20 protein-coding genes are annotated in these 20,230 nt (G+C 46.6%); 15 read left to right on the forward strand and 5 right to left on the reverse strand.

The genetic code is table 11. From position 1 onward, the window contains the following. The 7 genes from ccmD to HCZ42_RS17850 all read left to right on the forward strand — a co-directional run bounded on the left by ccmD (nt 1) and on the right by HCZ42_RS17850 (nt 5,736). Nucleotides 1-207, forward strand: coding sequence for a heme exporter protein CcmD (gene ccmD / locus HCZ42_RS17820; protein WP_053410734.1), 207 nt, complete (start codon nt 1-3; stop codon nt 205-207). After that, nucleotides 204-689: a cytochrome c maturation protein CcmE gene (gene ccmE, locus HCZ42_RS17825; protein WP_167422114.1), complete on the forward strand. Its 486-nt coding sequence runs from the start codon at nt 204-206 to the stop codon at nt 687-689. Before ccmD ends, ccmE begins: the two co-directional genes overlap by 4 nt. Further along, nucleotides 686-2,644 carry a heme lyase CcmF/NrfE family subunit gene (locus HCZ42_RS17830; protein ID WP_167422115.1) on the forward strand — a complete coding sequence of 653 codons (1,959 nt, stop codon included), beginning with the start codon at nt 686-688 and terminating at the stop codon, nt 2,642-2,644. Before ccmE ends, HCZ42_RS17830 begins: the two co-directional genes overlap by 4 nt. Further along, nucleotides 2,644-3,198, forward strand: a complete 555-nt coding sequence (locus HCZ42_RS17835) for a DsbE family thiol:disulfide interchange protein (protein WP_167422116.1) — start codon at nt 2,644-2,646, stop codon at nt 3,196-3,198. Before HCZ42_RS17830 ends, HCZ42_RS17835 begins: the two co-directional genes overlap by 1 nt. Next, nucleotides 3,195-3,674, forward strand: coding sequence for a cytochrome c-type biogenesis protein (locus HCZ42_RS17840; protein WP_167422117.1), 480 nt, complete (start codon nt 3,195-3,197; stop codon nt 3,672-3,674). The genes HCZ42_RS17835 and HCZ42_RS17840 overlap by 4 nt, the downstream gene beginning before the upstream one ends. Next, nucleotides 3,674-4,891 carry a c-type cytochrome biogenesis protein CcmI gene (ccmI, locus tag HCZ42_RS17845; RefSeq protein WP_167422118.1) on the forward strand — a complete coding sequence of 406 codons (1,218 nt, stop codon included), beginning with the start codon at nt 3,674-3,676 and terminating at the stop codon, nt 4,889-4,891. The genes HCZ42_RS17840 and ccmI overlap by 1 nt, the downstream gene beginning before the upstream one ends. A gap of 65 nt (nt 4,892-4,956) precedes the next feature. Beyond that, the gene (locus tag HCZ42_RS17850; protein WP_167422119.1) at nt 4,957-5,736 is read left to right on the forward strand and encodes an MlaA family lipoprotein; all 780 of its coding nucleotides are present in this window, start codon (nt 4,957-4,959) and stop codon (nt 5,734-5,736) included. A gap of 62 nt (nt 5,737-5,798) precedes the next feature. Here the strand turns inward: HCZ42_RS17850 and HCZ42_RS17855 are convergent, their stop codons facing one another. From HCZ42_RS17855 to HCZ42_RS17870, 4 genes are all read right to left on the reverse strand, one after another. Further along, complete coding sequence (locus tag HCZ42_RS17855; protein ID WP_167422120.1) at nt 5,799-7,091, reverse strand: outer membrane protein transport protein; 1,293 nt, start codon at nt 7,089-7,091, stop codon at nt 5,799-5,801. Between the two features lie 310 nt (nt 7,092-7,401). Continuing rightward, nucleotides 7,402-8,682, reverse strand: coding sequence for an outer membrane protein transport protein (locus HCZ42_RS17860; protein WP_167422121.1), 1,281 nt, complete (start codon nt 8,680-8,682; stop codon nt 7,402-7,404). Nucleotides 8,683-8,953: 271 nt separating this feature from the next. Beyond that, a complete protein-coding gene (locus HCZ42_RS17865; protein ID WP_167422122.1) occupies nt 8,954-9,685 on the reverse strand; it encodes a DUF3379 domain-containing protein in 732 nt (243 codons plus the stop codon). Next, complete coding sequence (locus tag HCZ42_RS17870) at nt 9,678-10,184, reverse strand: sigma-70 family RNA polymerase sigma factor (RefSeq protein WP_254868988.1); 507 nt, start codon at nt 10,182-10,184, stop codon at nt 9,678-9,680. Before HCZ42_RS17870 ends, HCZ42_RS17865 begins: the two co-directional genes overlap by 8 nt. A 679-nt stretch (nt 10,185-10,863) precedes the next feature. Between HCZ42_RS17870 and fadI the strand changes: the two genes are divergently transcribed. The 3 genes from fadI to HCZ42_RS17885 all read left to right on the forward strand — a co-directional run bounded on the left by fadI (nt 10,864) and on the right by HCZ42_RS17885 (nt 14,946). After that, a complete protein-coding gene (gene fadI, locus HCZ42_RS17875) occupies nt 10,864-12,171 on the forward strand; it encodes an acetyl-CoA C-acyltransferase FadI (RefSeq protein WP_167422124.1) in 1,308 nt (435 codons plus the stop codon). Further along, a complete protein-coding gene (fadJ, locus tag HCZ42_RS17880; RefSeq protein WP_167422125.1) occupies nt 12,171-14,294 on the forward strand; it encodes a fatty acid oxidation complex subunit alpha FadJ in 2,124 nt (707 codons plus the stop codon). The genes fadI and fadJ overlap by 1 nt, the downstream gene beginning before the upstream one ends. Before the next feature lie 103 nt (nt 14,295-14,397). Next, nucleotides 14,398-14,946, forward strand: coding sequence for an NAD(P)H nitroreductase (locus tag HCZ42_RS17885; RefSeq protein ID WP_167422126.1), 549 nt, complete (start codon nt 14,398-14,400; stop codon nt 14,944-14,946). Nucleotides 14,947-15,029: 83 nt separating this feature from the next. On the opposite strand, the gene HCZ42_RS17890 is transcribed toward HCZ42_RS17885, so the two are convergent. Continuing rightward, the gene (locus HCZ42_RS17890) at nt 15,030-15,905 is read right to left on the reverse strand and encodes a LysR family transcriptional regulator (RefSeq protein WP_167422127.1); all 876 of its coding nucleotides are present in this window, start codon (nt 15,903-15,905) and stop codon (nt 15,030-15,032) included. A gap of 235 nt (nt 15,906-16,140) precedes the next feature. Here HCZ42_RS17890 and HCZ42_RS17895 point away from each other — a divergent pair, with 235 nt between their 5' ends. From HCZ42_RS17895 to dnaX, 5 genes are all read left to right on the forward strand, one after another. Beyond that, the gene (locus HCZ42_RS17895; protein ID WP_167422128.1) at nt 16,141-17,241 is read left to right on the forward strand and encodes a response regulator; all 1,101 of its coding nucleotides are present in this window, start codon (nt 16,141-16,143) and stop codon (nt 17,239-17,241) included. 164 nt (nt 17,242-17,405) lie between these two features. Next, a complete protein-coding gene (locus tag HCZ42_RS22055; protein WP_303047964.1) occupies nt 17,406-17,537 on the forward strand; it encodes a hypothetical protein in 132 nt (43 codons plus the stop codon). A gap of 44 nt (nt 17,538-17,581) precedes the next feature. Continuing rightward, nucleotides 17,582-17,947, forward strand: a complete 366-nt coding sequence (locus HCZ42_RS17900) for a YbaN family protein (RefSeq protein WP_167422131.1) — start codon at nt 17,582-17,584, stop codon at nt 17,945-17,947. 174 nt (nt 17,948-18,121) lie between these two features. Beyond that, the gene (apt, locus tag HCZ42_RS17905) at nt 18,122-18,667 is read left to right on the forward strand and encodes an adenine phosphoribosyltransferase (RefSeq protein ID WP_167422129.1); all 546 of its coding nucleotides are present in this window, start codon (nt 18,122-18,124) and stop codon (nt 18,665-18,667) included. A gap of 12 nt (nt 18,668-18,679) precedes the next feature. Then, nucleotides 18,680-20,230: DNA polymerase III subunit gamma/tau (dnaX, locus tag HCZ42_RS17910; protein WP_167422130.1), on the forward strand; the 1,551-nt coding region annotated here is incomplete at its 3' end.

Here is a 20,230-nt window from a genome sequence, read left to right on the forward strand (position 1 = left end):
ATGCATTTCGAATCTTTGAGTGATTTTTTTGCTATGGGCGGATACGCAGGTTATGTGTGGAGCGCCTTTGGTATTACGTTTTTGTCAATGCTGATCCTTTTGTTTGTTAGCGTACGCCGCGGCGACGCGCTGTTAAAAGAAGTTCAGTCAAAAATTGACCGACAAGCCCGCATTGAAGCAGCTAAGAATTTGGAGAACACACTATGAACCCAAGACGTAAAAAGAGGCTCGGCATTGTTCTTGCGATCTTTATTGGTATTGGTGCCACTATCGGCCTAATGCTTTACGCTCTGAACCAAAATATGGACCTGTTTTACACACCGACCGAGTTGGTCAATGGTAAACCAGACGGAACCAAACCAGAAGTTGGCCAGCGTCTTCGTATCGGCGGTATGGTTGTTGAAGGTTCTGTAAAGCGTGACCCTGAATCGCTACGCGTTTCATTCGATCTGCATGATGTCGGCCCGAAAGTGACGATCGTTTACGACGGTATTCTTCCGGATCTATTCCGCGAAGGGCAGGGGATTGTGGCTCAAGGTGTTCTTTTAGATTCAACAACGGTTGAAGCGTTTGAAGTACTGGCTAAGCACGACGAAGAATATATGCCGCCAGAAATCGCAGAAGCGATGAAGAAAACGCACGAACCGCTTCAATACTCTGAACAACAAAAACAAGGAAGCGGTCAATGATTGCTGAAATTGGTCATTTCGCTCTGATCGTCTCTTTGGCGATGGCAGTATTACTGAGTGTGCTGCCGTTGGTCGGCGCATCTCGAAATAACACGATGTTGATGAACACCGCAAGACCGCTGTCTTGGGGCATGTTCCTATTACTTTTATTCTCTTTTGGCGCTCTGCTTTGGGCGTTTTATACCAACGATTTTACCCTTAACTATGTGGCAACCAACTCAAACAGCCAGTTGCCATGGTATTATCGCTTAACTGCGGTATGGGGGGCGCACGAAGGTTCGTTGTTGCTTTGGGTTTTAATCCAAGCGGCGTGGACTATCGCAGTCGCAACGTTTAGCCGTGGTATGCCACAAGAATCTGTCGCTCGTGTACTTGCAGTCATGGGTATGATCAGCGTTGGCTTCTTACTATTTATCATCGTCACGTCAAACCCATTCTTACGAACCTTGCCGTTCTTCCCAGTGGATGGTCGTGACCTTAATCCACTATTGCAAGACCCGGGTCTTATCATTCACCCACCAATGCTGTACATGGGCTACGTTGGCTTCTCAGTTGCGTTCTCGTTTGCGATTGCTTCACTGATGACAGGCCGTTTGGATACAGCATGGGCGCGTTGGTCTCGTCCGTGGACAACCGCAGCGTGGTTGTTCTTGACGCTGGGTATCGCACTAGGCTCTTGGTGGGCCTACTACGAATTAGGCTGGGGTGGCTGGTGGTTCTGGGATCCAGTAGAAAACGCGTCCTTTATGCCTTGGCTAGCGGGTACAGCGCTGATGCACTCACTCGCGGTAACCGAAAAACGCGGTACGTTTAAAGCGTGGACGGTGCTACTGGCGATTTCTGCTTTCTCGCTCAGCTTACTAGGTACCTTCCTTGTTCGTTCAGGTATTTTGGTATCGGTACACGCGTTCGCTTCTGACCCTGCGCGCGGTATGTTTATCCTCGGCTTCTTAGTGTTTGTCATCGGCGGTTCATTATTGCTGTTTGCACTAAAAGGTGCCTCGGTACGAGTACGTGGCAATTTTGACCTCGTATCACGTGAAAACGCATTACTAGCAAACAACGTTCTACTGATTGCGGCGTTAGTCGTGGTGTTAGTGGGTACTCTGTTGCCATTGGTGCATAAACAAATCGGCTTAGGCTCGGTATCTATCGGTGCACCGTTCTTCGATATGTTGTTTGCCTGGTTGATGATTCCATTCTCATTCTTACTGGGTATTGGTCCTCTGATCCGTTGGAAGCGCGACAATCTATCGGGTTTATTAAAGCCAATGCTAATTTCAGGTGTGGCTTCGTTTGCGCTTGCAGGTGTGTTCGTAACCTTGTTCTCCGAGTTCTTCCAGTTTATGGCGTACATCGGTTGGGTAATGGCGCTGTGGATCATCTTTATGCATGGCTTCGAGCTTCACGAACGTGCGACGCATCGTCACAGCTTCTTCGAAGGTGTTAAGAAACTTCAACGTAGTCACTGGGCGATGATGTTAGGCCATATTGGTCTGGCAGTTTCGGTGATCGGTATTGCGATGGTGCAGAACTACAGCATCGAGCGCGATGTGCGTCTGGCACCAGGTGAGCATTACCAAATCCAAGGCTACGATTTCTACTTTAAAGGTCTGCGTGACAAAGATGGCCCGAACTACGACGGTTACATCGCTGACTTTGAAATTAAGCGCGATGGTCAGTATGTCAATACGCTTCATGCCGAAAAACGTTTCTACCGCACCGCGCGTTCAATGATGACCGAAGCGGCAATCGACCGTGGCGTAACCCGTGACCTATACATCGCGATGGGTGAACGTTTAGAAGACAATAAGTCGTGGGCCGTTCGTATTTACTACAAACCATTCGTTCGTTGGATTTGGGCGGGTGCGTTACTTATGTCGCTTGGCGGTGCTATCGCGATCAGCGATAAACGTTACCGCTTTAGAAAAAGCGCGAAGAAGCAGGAGGCATAATGAATAAGAAGTATCTATTTATTCCGCTGGTTGCATTTTTAGGTTTGGTGGCGGTATTTGCCACCCAACTGATTAAAAACTCTCACGGTGACGATCCAACGAAACTTGAGTCGGTACTGGTGGGCAAGTCGGTACCAGAATTCCGTCTGGAAGATTTGGCTGAGCCAGGCAAGTTGTACGATCAGGCGATCTTTAAAGGTGAGCCACTACTGCTTAATGTTTGGGCGACATGGTGCCCAACCTGTTATGCCGAACACCAATACCTTAACCAGCTTGCTGGCGAGGGCGTGAAGATCATCGGTATGAACTACAAGGATGATCGTACTAAAGCGATTGGTTGGTTAAACGACCTTGGCAATCCGTATCTGATCAGTTTATTTGACGGCAATGGCATGCTTGGTTTGGATCTTGGTGTTTACGGCGCGCCGGAAACCTTCTTGATTGACGCTAACGGTGTTATCCGTTACCGCCATGTTGGTGACGTAAATGACCGTAACTGGAATGAAACTCTTAAGCCGATGTATGAGCAGCTTTTGGCGGAGGCGAAGTCATGAAGAAGTTAGTGTTAACTCTTTTTGCAGCTTTAACTCTGTCTATGGCAGCGCATGCGGCGATTCAGATCTATGAATTTGAAACTTTGGAGCAAGAGCAGCAGTTCAAAGAGCTTGGCAGTACGCTGCGTTGTCCTAAGTGTCAAAACAACACCATAGCGGATTCTAATGCGGAGCTTGCGGTCGATTTACGTCAGAAAGTGTATGAGATGACTAAAGAAGGTAAGTCTAAGCAAGAGATCATCGATTACATGACGGCGCGATACGGTAACTTCGTCACCTATAATCCTCCGTTTACTGCAGCGACTTCTATTCTGTGGCTAGGCCCACTGTTTGTCGTGGTGTTTGGTTTTGGCTTTATTGTGCTAAGAAGCCGCAGCAAAAAAGCAGTGGCTAAGTCGTCAGAAACTTGGGATGGTGACAAAGAAGCCCGCCTTAAAGAACTGCTAAATGAAAAGAATGATGGAGATAAGCAGTAATGACATTATTTTGGATAGCCTCTGTCGTCCTTGTTGTTTTTAGCTGTATTTTGATCGCGTTACCTATCTACAGACAGAAGGTAAACAATGACGAAGCGTTGCGTGATGAGCTAAACAAAGCGTTCTACAAAGACCGTTTATCTGAGCTGCAAGAAGAAGCAGAAGAAGGCTTGGTTGAAGACCAACAAGACCTGATTGAAGACCTGAAGCAATCGTTGCTTGATGATATTCCGGCTCAAAAAGACAATGCAAATGGTCGCTCAATTTCGCCAATGGCGGTACTAATCCCATCGGTTATCGTGGTGATTGTGTTGTCTTACGGTATGTACATGAAGTTTGGCGCCCACCAAGAAGTTCAAGAGTGGCAACAAGTCACGGCTAACTTACCGGCATTGTCGAAAAAACTGATGGCACCAGAGGGTGCGGCGTTGAGTGACGACGAAATGCGTGATCTGACTCTAGCGTTACGTACACGTCTACACTACCAGCCTGATGACTCTACTGGTTGGCTGTTACTTGGTCGTATTGCGTTGGCGAATCGTGACGTTGATACTGCAATTGGCTCGATGAAGAAAGCCTACGACCTAGAACCGAAAGACCCAGATGTCATGCTTGGGTTTGCGCAAGCATTGATGTTGTCTCAAGATGATGTGGAACAAGATCAAGCGCGACGCATTCTTGGTGAACTAGTGAAGGATGATTACGTTGATTTACGTGTTTTCTCACTGCTCGCGTTTGATGCATTTGAGCGTAAAGACTTCCCGGCGGCAATTCGCTACTGGAGCGTGATGCAGCAAATGATCGGTCCGCAAGACAGTCGCTATGAAATGCTAAGTCGCAGTATTGAGAATGCGCAAAAGCAAATGGGACAGCAAGTAGGTACAGGTAAGTCGGTTTCAGTTGCTATTTCGGTGGCAGACAACGTTTCAGTAGACCCGAATGCCGCGCTGATTGTCTCTATTCACACTGCTGATGGTTCTCCAATGCCTGTAGCGGCGGCTCGATACCCAGTAGGTTCACTACCTCGTACGGTTGTGCTGGATGATGGCAATAGCATGATTGCAGAGCGTAAACTATCCTCACTAGATACGTTAATGGTACGCGTTCGAATCGACAGCGACGGAAATGTCGCAACCAAACAAGGGGACTGGTTTGGTGAGAGTGAAGCAGTTAAAATGGGCGAATCAGTTACTGTAGTTATTGATAAACAGTACTAAAACCGCCAGTTGAATGAAATAAGGCCGGTTCATGTGACCGGCCTTTTTTATGGAAAATAATAATTATGATTAGGATAAAGTCGCGGATATGGCCTTTATTGTGTGCCGTACTCGTATTGTCAGGATGCGCTGGAACACCTCAAGAAAGTGACGAAACCGAATATAACGTTGAAGCTGAAAACGCTCATGTGAACGACCCCTTTGAAGGGTTCAACCGGACCATGTGGACAATCAACTACGATTATCTGGACCCTTATATTTTGCGCCCGGTGTCTTTAGCCTATGTTGGTTATGTACCGTCGCCACTGCGGAAAGGTATCGCGAATTTTCTCGGTAACTTAGATGAACCCTCGAGCATGATTAACAATTTGTTGATGGGTAATGGTGAAAAGGCGGTCGATCACTTTAACCGTTTTTGGATCAACAGTACCTTTGGCCTATTAGGTTTAATCGATATTGCCTCGGCTGCGGGCATTACTGACCATAATGAGAAAACCTTTGGCGATGCCGTCGGACATTATGGTGTCGGTAATGGACCATATGTAATGGTACCCGGTTATGGACCTTGGACAGTACGAGAGACAGGAGACGTCGTTGACGGAATGTATGTGCCGTTGTCTTACCTGAACATTTGGGCAGGGCTAGGTAAATGGGCATTAGAAGGGTTAGAAAGCCGCGCAGCGGTCGTCTCGCAAGAAGCTATGCTACATAACTCTCCAGACCCATACGCACTGGTTAGAGAAGCGTACATCCAGCATCAAGACTTCAAAGCCGAAATTGAAGTTGAAGATCAATATGATGCCGAAGAAGAAGCATACTTGGACGAATACTTAGACGATTACTGATAAGTACCTAAAAAGAAAAGGCTTGGTATTAACCAAGCCTTTTTTGTCTCTATTAAACGAGATTAGAAGCGGTAGTTCGCTTGAACACCGATTAGCCATACGTGACCACTTGTCTCACCAACAAATTGGCCACCAACGGCTTCGGCTGCATTGTCAGATGCGTAACCGCGCGATTCAGTGATCGGTGCGTCTTTAGCAATAATGTAGGTAAAGCCGCCATCAAGTGTAAATTGTTTAGTGAAGTCGTAGCTTGCTCCTAGGCTTAGCCAAGTACGATCCGTTTCTGGAATCGTGATGGTGCGGTTTTTATCACTTACTGCAGACGTATCGTAAGCAACACCAGTGCGTAGGGCTAGTTTAGGGTCAACTTGGTATGTTGCGCCCACAGCGAAGCGATAGTTATCTTTCCAGTTTTCAACCTTAACCATATGAGTGCCTAAGGTATCTAGTTCTGCTTCCAATTTTTCAAAACTACTCCAATCAGTCCAGTTAAAACTCGCGTGAAGGGCAAGTTTTTCAGAAACTTGGTGGAAGCTCGCAAGCTCGGCTGTTGCAGGTAGCGAAAGATCCATATGGCCATCTTCGCGTGTACCATTCGCTAGACCAAAGCCAAGACCGGTGGCGTAGCCTTCAAGTTTTAGGTCTACGGCGGACTTGTACGAAATGCCAACGCGGTGATTTGGGTTAAGTTGCCATGCCGCACCGATTTGCCATCCCCAAGCCGTATCGTCGCCTTCCATGTACTTAAGTGTATCGCCTTCATTTAGAGGAGTAACAGCTGCGGTTTGGGAAGGAACGGTTGCACCAAAACTACCTTCACCCATTACATAGCGAATACCACCCCCAACACTCACTGTTTCAGTAAGTTGGTAGCCCATGTTTAAGTTAGCTTCGACGGTAGTGATGCTTGCTTCGTTCCCGAAATGAGCCGCAGTAAAGTCAGTACCAAGCTCCGTTTCCATCCCGTAGTTAGTGCCGAAAGCCAGGCCAACTGCTAGTTTGTCGCTGTAGCGGTGAGAGACATATAAGTTAGGGATTACTGCGTCATTAGCAAAGTCGTCGGACTCGCTGCGTACATCGCCGGTCACGAAACGGGTGCTTCCATCGACGTCAAGGTTTGGGTTTACATAGATAGCGCCAACAGAAACTTGTGTACCTTCTAAGTAGGTCAGCATTGCAGGGTTGCGCCATTGTGCACTGGCGTTATCTGCCATCGCTGCTTCGCCAGCGTACGCACGACCAAGGCCCGTTGCCGAGTATTCTGCCAACTGAAAGCCAGCTGCGCTAGCTGTTGAAGATACAGTTGCTAAACCACATGCCACTGCAAAAGATAGGAGAGTCTTGTTTGTTTTCATTCTAATGTTCGCTGAATTTTGTGGGTTTTAGTCATGCGATCATACGGTTAGAGTAAAAACTTTAAAGTTAAAATGGCTTTAAGGGGTAACTTTTAGGATTTAATACCTTAAAAAAGATATTGATAGTTAAAAATACCAAATTAACAAGGGTGTAATAAGAAATTGAGCGTACACATGTAGCATGTATAGGGGCGTTTCACTTACAGGTGTAAGCTAAAATTCAGCGAATATTGGAAGTGTATAAATAAAGGGAGGAACAAAAAAGGCCAGCTCTCGCTGACCTTTTTAATAAAGATATTGCTAACTTGCCTTAGAAAGTACGGCTGTACTGAAGACCTACTAGGATAGCATCGGCTGTTGTTGTACCTTCCACTTGAGTGGCCAAGTAAACACCTGACGTCGGTGTTGGAAGAGCTTTAGTCTCTTTAACATCCACTTCTTTGCCCATTAAGTAAGTAAAACCAAAGTCAATGTTTGATTTTTCAGTTAAATGATAGGTGAAACCTGTAGAGAACCACTGACGGTCAGAATCTGGTACTGAGATCGAGCGAGTGTCATCTTGCGCACTAGTGTCGTACATGTAACCTGCGCGTAGTGTCCAGTCTTGGTTTAGGTAGTATGTACCACCAATTGCATAGTGCATACCGTCTTGCCAGTTGTACTCGTTCAGGTCACCTGCTTTTTTACTTTCCAGTACGTCGAATGATTCCCAACCGATCCACTGCACGCTGTAGTGAACTGCAAACTTAGTATCTTCAATGCGGTGGTAACCAGAAAACTCTAGCATATCTGGCAACGGCATATAGATAGTATCGCTATTTAGTTTTGCGCCACCGTATGTAGTATCACCTTTTGCTTCTAGCTCAGGGCTGTAATGGTAAGCTAGGCCAAAACGGTTGTTTTCGTTTAGTTCATAAACTGTACCAAGGTTAAAGCCTACTGCCCAACCATCAGCGTCCACGTCTAAAAGCTCTGGTCCGCCTGTTAGTGCACGCTCTAATTTACCTTGACCATAAATTAAATCTAGACCTGCACCAAAGCTCCATTGTTCATTTAAACGGTATGAACCGGCTAAACCAAAGTTTACGCTTTTTACGTCTGTTAGGCCGGCGTATTCGCCAGCAGCATAGCTATCAGAGAACTCTGTTTTAGTACCAAAGTTAGTGTAAGCGTTAATACCCCAAGCAAACTTGTCATTTACTGGCACAATCAAGTGAATGTTTGGTGCAATCGACGTATCACCAGCATCATCGTAGTCAGCATTTACTTGTTTTACTGCTCCAACTGGTGTGCCGGTACCAGTAACTGGTACAGAAGTATATTTTGCATCTTTAACTTCAATCATAGAAGTGATGCTTTCAAAACCTAGCGACAGAGAAGTTTCGTCAAATAGAGCCATTGCCGCTGGGTTACGAGCCATTACAGATGCGTTATCTGCGATTACAGCATCACCAGCAAACGCACGGCCGATACCGGTTGCTGATTGCGCATTAAGTTGGAAGCCTGCAGCGAGAGCCTGCTGCGAAGCAAGTGTTGCGGTTGTGATGGTCACTGCTAATAGTGACTTTTTAAACAGACGCGTCTTGTTCATTGTTGCTTTTTCCTTTTTCTAATATTCGCCTCTATGTGGGCGATATATTTGAGCAAAAGCTCAGTTGGTGGCTGATACTAGACTCAAGTATAAAATATAGAAATCCGACCATTGCCTATTTGGGCGATAAAATTACCGAAATGGTGGTTATTTGGCAGGAAACAGGCGTAAAATATAATTTTTTAGAGTCTAAGCTCTAAAAAAGTGAGACAAAAAAGGCTCGAGACAGCGCCTCAAGCCTTGAGTTAGATCACAAAATGTTATTTTTTTGTTAAATTGATGGTTTGATAATAGTCGCGATCTTTTCGGCGATCTTAGCGACATTTTCGCCTTGCTCGCCAACCAGTATCATACTGGTATTTCCGATTGGTTCGACCAAACCAGACATACCATCTTTAACAAAGCTCTCTGCCTGAGCCGATGACAGACCCGTAAAGAACAAAGTTACTTTGCCAGCTTCTCCCTGAAAAACCATGTGCAGGGCGTTCGATTTACCAAATCCGCAATGATTCAAGTAATAGACATGATACGGGAAAGAGTCACTCAACTGGTGTTGATAGGGTTCCATCTTGGCGTTGATCTGTGATAGCTGTACTTTCTCATCCAGTTGTTCAACAAATGATTTTTCATTAATCACGTGCTTGAGCGCCGTATCTGCCAAACTCGCTTGAGCAGGAGATACGATTAAGTTGCCCCAATTCACTTGACCCACTAAAATGCCGACAACAAAAGCAACCGAAGCGGCCATTGCCATTGCGCGTTTAGCAAAGTTTGGACGAATTACCTTGTCATCTTGGTGGCTCGACGTTTGGTTGAACAGAATTCTATCTGCTAGATCTTCCGGTACGTCAACCGACATCGCTTTAGCAATTTGGCTATCCAGATCTAAAATCTCATCAGCAAATTTGCTGTTGGACTCACTTCCTTTGATTGCCGCAGTGAGTTCACTGTCTCGACATTTCGGATCGGACATAATGCGACGACGAAATTCTAAATCATCCATTTTTCTGCCCCCTTTGACTGTTTTCTGGATCTATTGCTTCTTTGAGTTGATTACGTGCACGGAATAAGCGTGTCATGACGGTATTCTTGTTTAACCCCAAAATCTCACCGATTTCTTCACCGCTAAATCCTCCAATCACTTGTAGGAAAAGAGGTTCGCGGTAATCCACATCGAGCTTCATGATCTGCGCTTGAACCCATTCAGTTTGATGATGGGGATCATCGCTGACTTTCGCCTCATTACCAAAGTCATCGATATCCACCAGGTCGAACTGTTTGCGCTCGAAGCGGCGTGCATTCTCTCGGCGAAGAATAGTAATCAACCAAGACTTTGCCGCTTTTTCATCTTGTAAGCTATCGAGTGATTTCCATGCTCGTAAGCAAGTTTCTTGCACCAAGTCTTCCGCAATGCTTGGGTCTTTTGACAACCAATAGGCATAGCGATACAAATCCCGGTGGTAGGCTCTGACGAGCGCTTCATATTTTCTTTGTCTGTCCATATCCGAGTTGACCGGACGTTCAGGCTTTTTCTTCCCAAAGAAGTTTATTATTGACACAAGAGCCTCCCTAACGCTCTGTGGTTCGCTACCTAAATCGGCGTATTTTGTTAATCATAGGCCGTTAAAAGAACGATTTGTTCAATGTAAATCAGAGATCGTGATCAACACAACTTGCTTAAAAGCTAGTCAGCGTTTGATATTTTGCCGTTGCAATTGAGATATATAGGCGATTCAACACGATAAACTCACTTAAAATTGATCTAATTCAAAATCCAATGTAACACAACGGTTATAGTAACTCCTGTCATCTAGTCGGCTCTGCCGGCATGTTGAGCAAGATGACACTTCCTTTTGAAGGCTGACTTTACTTTCTCCTAATCAGGAAACTGATTATTTTCAATTGGCGTAAGTTAATTGCTTTATACATTCCAACCACACAGTTTTGTGTGGTTTTTTTTTGCCTAAACACCGCCCAAAGTGACACTTTCCTGACGTCAGGTCCCGTTCGGTTTGTCAATATACAAATCAGCGCCTTAGCTGCTAAATTTGAAGTATTCTTATGGCGAATGCGACAAACACTTTTCCACTCTAAATCACGTTTATTTAAACGATCGTTTGATTGAATTAACATTTTCGTTACAGTGTTGTGGTCAGACCTCTTAAAATCCAAGGAGAAACAATGGGCAAACAGGAAGTGAGAACTCGCTCCGGAGAGCGTATCGCGATCGTTGCTGGTTTGCGAACCCCTTTTGCGCGCCAAAGCACGGAGTTTAGCCAAGTTCCAGCAGTGGACTTAGGCAAAATGGTGGTGAGTGAATTGATGGCTCGCACGGAAATTGATCCTACATTGATTGATCAAGTTGTCTTCGGTCAAGTGGTTCAAATGCCAGAAGCGCCAAACATCGCTCGTGAGATCGTATTGGGTACAGGCATGAATATTCATACCGATGCCTACAGTGTGACGCGCGCGTGTGCGACGAGTTTTCAATCGGCAGTGAATGTGGCCGAGAGCATTATGTCGGGAACGATCGATATTGGTATCGCCGGCGGTGCTGATTCATCTTCAGTGTTGCCTATTGGCGTCTCGAAAAAGCTGGCGGCAAACCTATTGGCCTTGAGTAAAACCAAAACGGTTGGCCAGAAACTTAAGCTACTTAAAACCCTTTCACTAAAAGACTTAATGCCAGTCCCACCTGCAGTGGCCGAATATTCGACGGGTTTATCGATGGGACAAACCGCGGAACAAATGGCGAAGTCTCATGGCATCAGTCGTGAAGAGCAAGACGCGTTAGCGCATCGTTCTCACTCTCTAGCGTCTCAAGCTTGGAAAGAGGGCAAAATCGAAGGGGAGGTGATGACTGCATTCCCAGAACCTTATAAAAAGTGGATTTCGCAAGACAACAACGTGCGCCATGACTCCACATTAGAAGGCTATGCGAAACTGCGTCCAGCGTTTGACCGTCAATACGGTAGTGTGACAGCTGCGAACAGTACGCCATTAACAGACGGCGCCGCGGCGATCCTTTTGATGCGTGAAGGCCGAGCAAAAGAGCTTGGGTTGGAAGTGATGGGCTACATTCGCTCTTACGCGTTTTCCGCTATCGGGGTAGAGAAGGACATGCTAATGGGACCTTCTTACTCGACGCCACTCGCATTAGAGCGAGCGGGTATTGAGCTGTCAGATTTAACTCTAATCGACATGCACGAAGCATTTGCGGCGCAAACTCTCTCCAACGTCAAAATGTTTGCCAGCGACAAGTTCGCTCAAGAACACCTCGGCCGAGCAAAGGCAATTGGCGACATTGATATGGACAAGTTCAATGTACTGGGCGGCTCTATCGCTTACGGACACCCATTTGCAGCGACAGGCGCACGTATGATCACACAGACTCTTCGCGAGCTTAAGCGACGCGGCGGTGGTCTTGCGCTGAATACCGCGTGTGCGGCTGGTGGCCTTGGTGCTGCGATGGTTTTGGAGGTTGAGTAATGAGTGAGCAAAAAGCATTTAACTTAAGTATTGATGAACAAGAGATCGCTTGGTTAGCAATCGACGTACCTGGCGAGAAAATGAATACTCTCCAAGCTGCTTTTGCAGAAGAGATGGAACAGGTATTCGAGCAGTTGAACGAGAAAAAGGGTGCAATCAAAGGCCTGATTGTTCACTCTTTGAAACCCGATAACTTCGTAGCGGGCGCTGATGTTCGCATGTTAGACGCCTGTAAGACCGCGGAAGAGGCACAAGCACTGGCAGAAAAGGGACAACAGATGTTCCAACAGCTGTCAGATCTGCCTTATCCCGTTGTTGCTGCGATTCACGGCCCGTGCCTTGGTGGTGGTTTAGAACTTGCGTTAGCGTGTGACTACCGTGTATGTACTGAGTCAGACAAAACCCGTTTGGGCTTGCCAGAAGTTCAGTTAGGCCTATTGCCGGGTTCTGGTGGTACGCAGCGCTTACCGCGTTTGATTGGCTTGCTTCCGTCATTAGACATGATCTTAACTGGTAAACAGTTACGAGCGAAAAAAGCCAAAAAGCTAGGTGTGGTTGACGCAGTTGTACCAGACACGATTCTGTTGGAGGTCGCGAAGCGTTTCGTCAACGACAACATCGGTAAGAAAAAAGCCAAACGTAAGACTTCAACCAAAGAGAAGTTGATGGCGAACACTGGCTTTGGTCGTAAAGTTATTTTCGAACAAGCGGCGAAGAAAACCAACCAGAAGACTCGCGGCAACTACCCAGCCGCAGAGGCTATTTTGGAAGTGATTCGCTTTGGTCTTGAACACGGTTTCGAAAAAGGCCAGAAGAAAGAAGCGGAGCGATTCGGTGAGTTAGTCATGACGTCTGAATCAAAGGCTCTTCGCTCAATTTTCTTTGCCACAACCGAAATGAAAAAAGAGCACGGTAGCGACGCAAAACCAAACAAAGTAGAGCGCGCGGCGGTACTTGGCGGTGGTCTGATGGGCGCGGGTATCAGTCACGTTAGTGTGGCTAAAGCGAAAGTGCCTGTGCGCATCAAAGATGTGTCGAACGATGGTGTTTTGAATGCGCTTCAGTACAACTACAAGTTGTTTGAAACGCAGCGCAAGCGTCGCATTATTTCTAAACCGCAACTGCAAGCGAATATGCTTCAGTTGTCAGGCGGTACAGACTTTACTCGTTTTAATCATACCGATATCGTGGTCGAGGCGGTGTTTGAAGACTTGAATCTCAAACAGCAGATGGTTGCCGATGTGGAAGCGAATGCTAAACCGACCACTATCTTCGCGACCAACACGTCCTCGCTGCCGATTCACCAGATTGCGGAAAAAGCGCAGCGACCAGAAAACGTGGTCGGTTTGCACTACTTCAGTCCGGTAGAAAAAATGCCGCTGGTGGAAGTGATTCCGCATCAAGGTACGTCTGACGAAACCGTCTCAACTGTGGTTGAGTTTGCCCGCAAGCAAGGTAAAACGCCTATCGTGGTAAAAGATTGTGCGGGTTTTTACGTGAACCGCATTCTAGCGCCATATATGAACGAAGCCGCACAAGTCTTGATGGCAGAAGAGCCGATTGAAGCCTTGGATAAGGCGCTGCTTAACTTTGGTTTCCCTGTCGGTCCTATCACCTTATTAGATGAAGTCGGCGTGGATATCGGCGCGAAAATAATGCCAATCTTAGTCGCAGAATTGGGTGAACGATTCAAAGGTCCGGAGGTATTCGATACCTTGCTTAATGATGGCCGCAAAGGACGTAAGAGCGGCAAAGGTTTCTACACCTACAAAGGTAAGAAGAAAGAAGTCGATAAATCTGTCTATAAACTGCTGGGTCTGAATCCAGAAGCGAAAATGTCAGAAAAGGACATCGCGATGCGCTGTGTACTGCCGATGCTGAACGAAGCGGTTCGTTGTCTGGATGAAGGTATTATTCGCAGCCCTCGTGATGGTGATATCGGCGCGATCTTTGGTATCGGCTTCCCTCCATTCTTAGGTGGACCATTCCGCTATATGGACCAAATCGGTGCGAAGAAGTTGGTCGAGATCATGAACGAGCACGCGAGAAAGTATGGTGACCGATTTGCTCCTTGTGACGGGTTACTGACGCGAGCTGGATTGGATCAACCCTTCTACGAATAGTCGTATGTTGCAAGAAAAGGCGAACCTTTGGGTTCGCCTTTTTTATTATTGAGAGTTATTATCAAGAAAAATACAGAGAAAATCTTAAATAGAAGGATTTCAAATGGATGCTTTAGATCTATTGCTCAACCGCCGCTCAATTGCCAAGCTCTCAGCGCCAGCGCCAGAAGGTGAAGTGCTAGAAAATATTATCCGCGCAGGTTTGCGTGCTCCAGACCATGCAGGTTTAACGCCTTGGCGTTTTGTTATCTCTCAAGGTGAAGGGTTGAACAAACTGTCTGACATTCTAGTAAAAGCGGCTGTTGCCGAGCAAAGCGACGATGCAGTGGTAGAAAAAGTCAAGAATGCGCCGTTTCGTGCTCCTATGGTGATTACGGTGATCGCCAAAGTGACCAAACATGAAAAAGTCCCAGCACTTGAACAATATCTTTCTGCAGGCTGTGCGGCGCAAGCGATGCAAATGGCTGCGGTTGCTCAGGGCTTCCAAGGTTTTTGGCGATCAGGTAAATGGATGTTCCATGAAGAGGTGCATAAAGCATTTGGTTTAGAAAGCGACGATGAGATCGTGGGCTTCTTATATATAGGTACACCGGGCTGCACACCAATGAAAGTGCCACAAAGAGATTTAAGCAAGTTTGTCGAATACTTGTAAGCCTAGTTAACTAGAATAACAACGCTTTATTCTGTGTCACCCAGATAGAAAAAGAGCTTGGTGATTCCAAGCTCTTTTGTATTCTAGTGAATGTTATAGGCAATCACAAAGTCGATAAATAGACGCACTTTTTCTGGCAAGTGGTCCTTGTGATTGTACAGCATGTAAATGTCACGCGGGTTCGCACTCCAATCTTCTAAGACACGCACTAAGCTGCCATCTTCAATATACTCACGCAACATCACGTTAGGCATCAGCGTGATCCCCAAACCGTCCGAACATGCGCTGCGCACGACATCTAACGTGTTGGCTTGGAAACGCCCTTTGTCATTGTTTACAACCGTTTCACCGTTTTGATTGGTCAGTTGCCATTTCAGCAGCGGTGAGCCTTTCAGCAGGCTGTGTTGGTGAAGCTCTTCAGCGTGTTTTGGTGCTGGGTTGTTTTTCAGGTAGCTCGGACAAGCCACCAGAATGTCTTCTACGGAGCTGATTTTACGCGCGATAAGGCTAGAATCGCGTTGTGGACCAACACGGAAAATGACATCCCATTCGGTTGGATCAAGTTGATCCGAATGGTTGCTGGTAGTGAGTACGATATTGATATCCGGGTACTGCTGCATAAAAGCATTGAACATCGGCATCATCATACGCTTGGTCAGGTTAGATGGTGCTGTAATGCGGATTTTCCCCGCTGCGCCACGACATTCATCAGAGATTTCTTCAGCTGTCGAGGTCAGACGATCCAATAGAGGAGAACACTCATTGTAGAAGCGCTCACCAGCTTCGGTAAGAGAGAGCTTGCGAGCGTGTCTGTTTAACAGACGTAAGTTTAGAGAGTCCTCTAGAGCTTGTATACGTCGAGTAATCGTCGCAACTGGAATCATGTTTTTTCGCGAAGTTGCAGTGTAGCTTCCATTTTCGACCACAAGTCTAAATAGGTTTAGATCATCTAATTTCATTGTATCAGACACATTTTTTTACTAATTCGGGTAATTTATATCTATATCACGTGTTAAAGCTTGAGTCACATCAACTGTTTCACCGATATTCGATATTCCATACATATAGTATGCAACACGGTCGAATAGTGGAAGATTTGTATAAACAGCCGTTAAGGGCTACTTTTTAATAAGTGCTTAAATTATCAAATAACAATAACAATTAGTCGTACCTTGGGTTGTGAGGCAAAGGTTTATGTACAAGACAACGGAAGTGTTGCCCAGTGATGTCACAAGCATTACTCCGGGAGACAAGTTAATTATGTTGGTTGACGATGACCCTATATTCCGCCGGATTACTTCTGCATATCTGCATAGTGGCGGCTACAAGGTCGTTGAAGCGAAAGATGGTCTAGATGGGCTGCGCAAGTTGCGTGACGTCGAACCCGATCTCATTATGTGTGATCTCTCGATGCCCGTGCTTGATGGTATTGAATTCGTCGAAGAAGTGAGTCTAGAGTATCCGTCACTACCTCTCATTGTGGTGTCTGCGACAGAAGATATGTCTGATGTAGCAAGCGCGCTCAAATATGGTATCAAAGACTTTCTGCCTAAGCCGATCAACAACCACAAGCATCTAATGTGTGCAATTGAGAATACGCTTGAAGACTCCGACAGCCACGTGGGTGATTTGCGTGATTTCTCTAGCCAGTGGTTTCGCGTCGACAGCGGAGATGTTCCTGAAGAGCAAGAGTTGCACTGGCACTTAGAGTTTTTACAACAAAACCGCAATGCAGCGAGAGATCTGCTGCACGCGTTGCTGCCTGAAAAAGACACCTCACAGGGCGATTGGAAGTGTAGTTACCGCTTATTGCAATCTGTTGAATCGATGCCGGTGGTGTTTGATTATGCGTGGTTGATGAACGGGCAGTTTGCGTTCTATTTAGTAGACTCAGATACGCCAAACGGCGATGGGGCCGCGACAACCTTATTAGTAAGGGCGATGTTCCATGACTATTTGCGTAATTTGAAGAGCTTCAACGCCGATCTTAAAGATCTGGCGTATCTGATAGAGAAGGGTATTCACTGCTCTCAGTGCTCGACCCCGGTCAAAGCGCTATTTGGTGTGGCGAATCTGTCTGAAGGAACGTTATCACTGCTACCCGCTGGCTTGGAATGTCAATGGTCGAACGGTTATGTGTCGCAGCACGTCTCTTCAGGCGTGTTACTTGGTGACAATTGCACCAGAAATTTTATTACCGATGACCTTGCGATTCATTCTGCTTGCCAGGTGACACTAAGTTGCTTAGGCTCATGCAGTTTTAGTTTAGATATCTACCGCGGAGGTAGTGCTTAGCCACTGCCTTTTGCTGTTTTAAAGTCTTAATAACCTTATTATTACTCGGTGTTTGTGACAAAAGTAATAGGGTATAGTCTGCCCCAAACAAAAAAGACCCAAAAAGTTAACCTGCGATTAACTTCGGGTCGATAAATCGTCACCAACATTAGAGAAGTAATCCCATGGCAGATCAAGATTTTAAAGAACCGTACAATATCTTTTACTTTTTTGGATTTATTGCAGTCCTACTCATCCCAACACTTCCTGCGACTCTGACTTGGATTCGCGTTGTTAACGGATATGCGGGCTACTAATTAGACCGGAGCGCACCATCAGTATTCGTAGACTTGGTTTAAATATTGTTGGTAGCTTAAGTTTGTGCCTGGGTTTTCTGGGCATATTTCTGCCAATCCTTCCTACTACCCCTTTTGTCCTTTTGGCCAGCGCGTGTTTCATGCGTAGCAGTCCTACATTTCATCGTTGGCTTCATCAACACAAAACCTTTGGACCCATTCTTGATAATTGGCATCAGCATCGCGCGGTTACCAGCAAAGTAAAATGGCGTGGTGCAGTGTGTATGGTGGCCAGTTTCACGTTCTCGATCTGGATTGTTCCTCATTATTGGTTAAAGGTTGCGCTAGTTGTCATGCTGATAATCTTGCTGAGCTGGTTTATTCGGCTGCCTGTGATGGAGCACCTTGCTGATGAGCAAGAAAATCACTAAGATTGCAAAGAAGCGTGCCCACCTTCGAGTGGGCGTTTGTATTTTTAGGCACAGTCATCTTTAGTCAGCGATTCGATTCACATCGAATAGGTATGTTGTGCAGAGAACCAACGCTATTGCTTGAAAATTACGATTATACCAATCTCCAAGCTTAGCCAATCTAAGTAGTGAATTATGACAACAGACACAATTTCTCTGATCAAATCCAGTATCAAAAGCATTCCAGATTACCCAAAACCAGGCATTCTATTCCGTGATGTGACCAGCTTGATGGAAGACGCAGCGGCATACAAAGCGACAATCGATCTGCTGGTTGCTAAGTATAAAGATATGGGTTTCACCAAAGTTGTGGGTACAGAAGCTCGTGGTTTCTTGTTCGGTGCGCCACTTGCGCTAGAGCTAGGTGTTGGTTTTGTGCCTGTTCGTAAACCGGGCAAACTACCGCGTGAGACTGTCGCTCAAACTTACGAACTTGAATACGGCGTGGACACGCTCGAGATTCATACCGATGCGATTTCTCAGGGTGACAAAGTATTGGTTGTGGATGACCTATTGGCCACAGGTGGAACCATTGAAGCAACCACTAAGCTTATTCGTCAGCTCGGTGGTGAAGTCCAGCACGCAGCATTCGTCATTAACCTACCTGAAATCGGTGGTGAAAAGCGTTTGCAAGGTCTGGGTCTTAACGTTTACAGCATCTGTGAGTTTGAAGGTCACTAATCGGGATTATTCATGAGTTATCTTGCCTTAGCGCGAAAATGGCGTCCTACGAAATTCAATGAAGTTGTAGGACAAGGCCATGTTTTAACCGCACTAGAAAACGCTTTAGCACAAAACAGGCTCCACCACGCTTATCTATTTAGCGGTACGCGTGGTGTTGGTAAAACCACCATTGGTCGTCTGTTTGCCAAAGGGTTGAACTGTGAGACAGGGATTACTGCGACACCGTGTGGTGAGTGTGATACCTGTAAAGAAATCGACCAAGGTCGTTTTGTTGACCTACTCGAAATCGACGCAGCCTCGCGCACTAAGGTTGAAGATACTCGTGAACTGCTCGATAACGTTCAATACAAACCTGCGCGCGGTCGCTTCAAAGTTTACCTAATCGATGAAGTTCACATGCTCTCGCGCCACAGTTTTAATGCGCTGCTTAAAACGTTGGAAGAGCCACCTGAGTATGTGAAGTTCCTACTGGCAACGACGGACCCACAAAAACTGCCCGTGACGATTTTGTCACGCTGTTTGCAGTTCCACCTCAAGCCAATTAGTGTCGATACTATTCATCAGCAGCTTGAGCATATTTTGGCGCAAGAGCAAGTTACTTCAGAGCCAAGAGCTTTAGGTATGATTGCTCACGCGGCCGATGGCAGTATGCGCGATGCATTAAGCCTGACAGACCAAGCGATTGCTTTGGGCAACGGCAGTGTACTGAAAGACAGTGTCGCACACATGTTAGGTACGCTGGATACCGACCAAGCTCTACACCTGCTTGAAGCGATCAGCTCTAAGCAACCTCAGAGCGCTTTGGACAGTATCACGCAATTGGCCCAGAATGGCGTTGAGTGGGATGGATTACTGCAGCAATTGGCGAGCCAGTTGCACCGCCTTGCGATGTACCAAGCGTTGCCATCAACGTTGGACAAAGCCCAACCTGACGCTGAAAAGATTGAGTTGCTTAGCCGTGCTCTGTCTCCGCAAGATGTCCAACTTTACTACCAAATTGCGCTGAAAGGCCGTCAAGACTTGCCGCTTGCGCCGTCGGAGCGTATCGGTTTAGAGATGGTCGTGCTGCGTATGATGGCATTCAGACCAGCTTCTCAGCCGCAAGCGAATGTGATTTCTACGCAGCCACAAACTGCGCCAGAGCAGCCATCACAACCAACCCCGAGTGCTCAGAACGCAGCGCCGGCTGTGCAATCGCAGCCAAAACCAGTGCAAGCTGAAGCACCTGTTGCTTCAACACCCAACGCACCAAGTACGCCACCAGAGCCTGACTACAGCCACATGGCGCCGCCGAGCTATAGCAACGAGCCACCGCAGTACGATGCACCGCCAATGTATGATGAATCCCAGCATGACATGGCTCCGCCACAGTATGACGCGCAACCTGAACCTAGACCTGTGCAGCAGTCTCGACCTGAGCCGCAAGCGAACAACCAGAGTTCATCGCCGATTAGCGGCTTGCGTCATCAATTACGCTCGCAGCGTAAAGGCTTAGGCTCTAGCAGCGACGGTAACACGCCAAAAAAGGCTAAAACGGCATCTGCAAAACCAGAATCAGTC

It is taken from the genome of Vibrio hepatarius (assembly GCF_011806575.1).
In the GTDB taxonomy this organism is placed as follows: Bacteria; Pseudomonadota; Gammaproteobacteria; order Enterobacterales; family Vibrionaceae; genus Vibrio; species Vibrio hepatarius_A.

Coding starts and splice junctions, on each gene's coding strand:
- ccmD (WP_053410734.1), top strand. CDS start 1: ATGCATTTCGAATCTTTGAGTGATTTTTTTGCTATGGGCGGATACGCA.
- ccmE (WP_167422114.1), top strand. CDS start 204: ATGAACCCAAGACGTAAAAAGAGGCTCGGCATTGTTCTTGCGATCTTT.
- HCZ42_RS17830 (WP_167422115.1), top strand. CDS start 686: ATGATTGCTGAAATTGGTCATTTCGCTCTGATCGTCTCTTTGGCGATG.
- HCZ42_RS17835 (WP_167422116.1), top strand. CDS start 2,644: ATGAATAAGAAGTATCTATTTATTCCGCTGGTTGCATTTTTAGGTTTG.
- HCZ42_RS17840 (WP_167422117.1), top strand. CDS start 3,195: ATGAAGAAGTTAGTGTTAACTCTTTTTGCAGCTTTAACTCTGTCTATG.
- ccmI (WP_167422118.1), top strand. CDS start 3,674: ATGACATTATTTTGGATAGCCTCTGTCGTCCTTGTTGTTTTTAGCTGT.
- HCZ42_RS17850 (WP_167422119.1), top strand. CDS start 4,957: ATGATTAGGATAAAGTCGCGGATATGGCCTTTATTGTGTGCCGTACTC.
- HCZ42_RS17855 (WP_167422120.1), bottom strand. CDS start 7,091: ATGAAAACAAACAAGACTCTCCTATCTTTTGCAGTGGCATGTGGTTTA.
- HCZ42_RS17860 (WP_167422121.1), bottom strand. CDS start 8,682: ATGAACAAGACGCGTCTGTTTAAAAAGTCACTATTAGCAGTGACCATC.
- HCZ42_RS17865 (WP_167422122.1), bottom strand. CDS start 9,685: ATGGATGATTTAGAATTTCGTCGTCGCATTATGTCCGATCCGAAATGT.
- HCZ42_RS17870 (WP_254868988.1), bottom strand. CDS start 10,184: ATGGACAGACAAAGAAAATATGAAGCGCTCGTCAGAGCCTACCACCGG.
- fadI (WP_167422124.1), top strand. CDS start 10,864: ATGGGCAAACAGGAAGTGAGAACTCGCTCCGGAGAGCGTATCGCGATC.
- fadJ (WP_167422125.1), top strand. CDS start 12,171: ATGAGTGAGCAAAAAGCATTTAACTTAAGTATTGATGAACAAGAGATC.
- HCZ42_RS17885 (WP_167422126.1), top strand. CDS start 14,398: ATGGATGCTTTAGATCTATTGCTCAACCGCCGCTCAATTGCCAAGCTC.
- HCZ42_RS17890 (WP_167422127.1), bottom strand. CDS start 15,905: ATGAAATTAGATGATCTAAACCTATTTAGACTTGTGGTCGAAAATGGA.
- HCZ42_RS17895 (WP_167422128.1), top strand. CDS start 16,141: ATGTACAAGACAACGGAAGTGTTGCCCAGTGATGTCACAAGCATTACT.
- HCZ42_RS22055 (WP_303047964.1), top strand. CDS start 17,406: ATGGCAGATCAAGATTTTAAAGAACCGTACAATATCTTTTACTTTTTT.
- apt (WP_167422129.1), top strand. CDS start 18,122: ATGACAACAGACACAATTTCTCTGATCAAATCCAGTATCAAAAGCATT.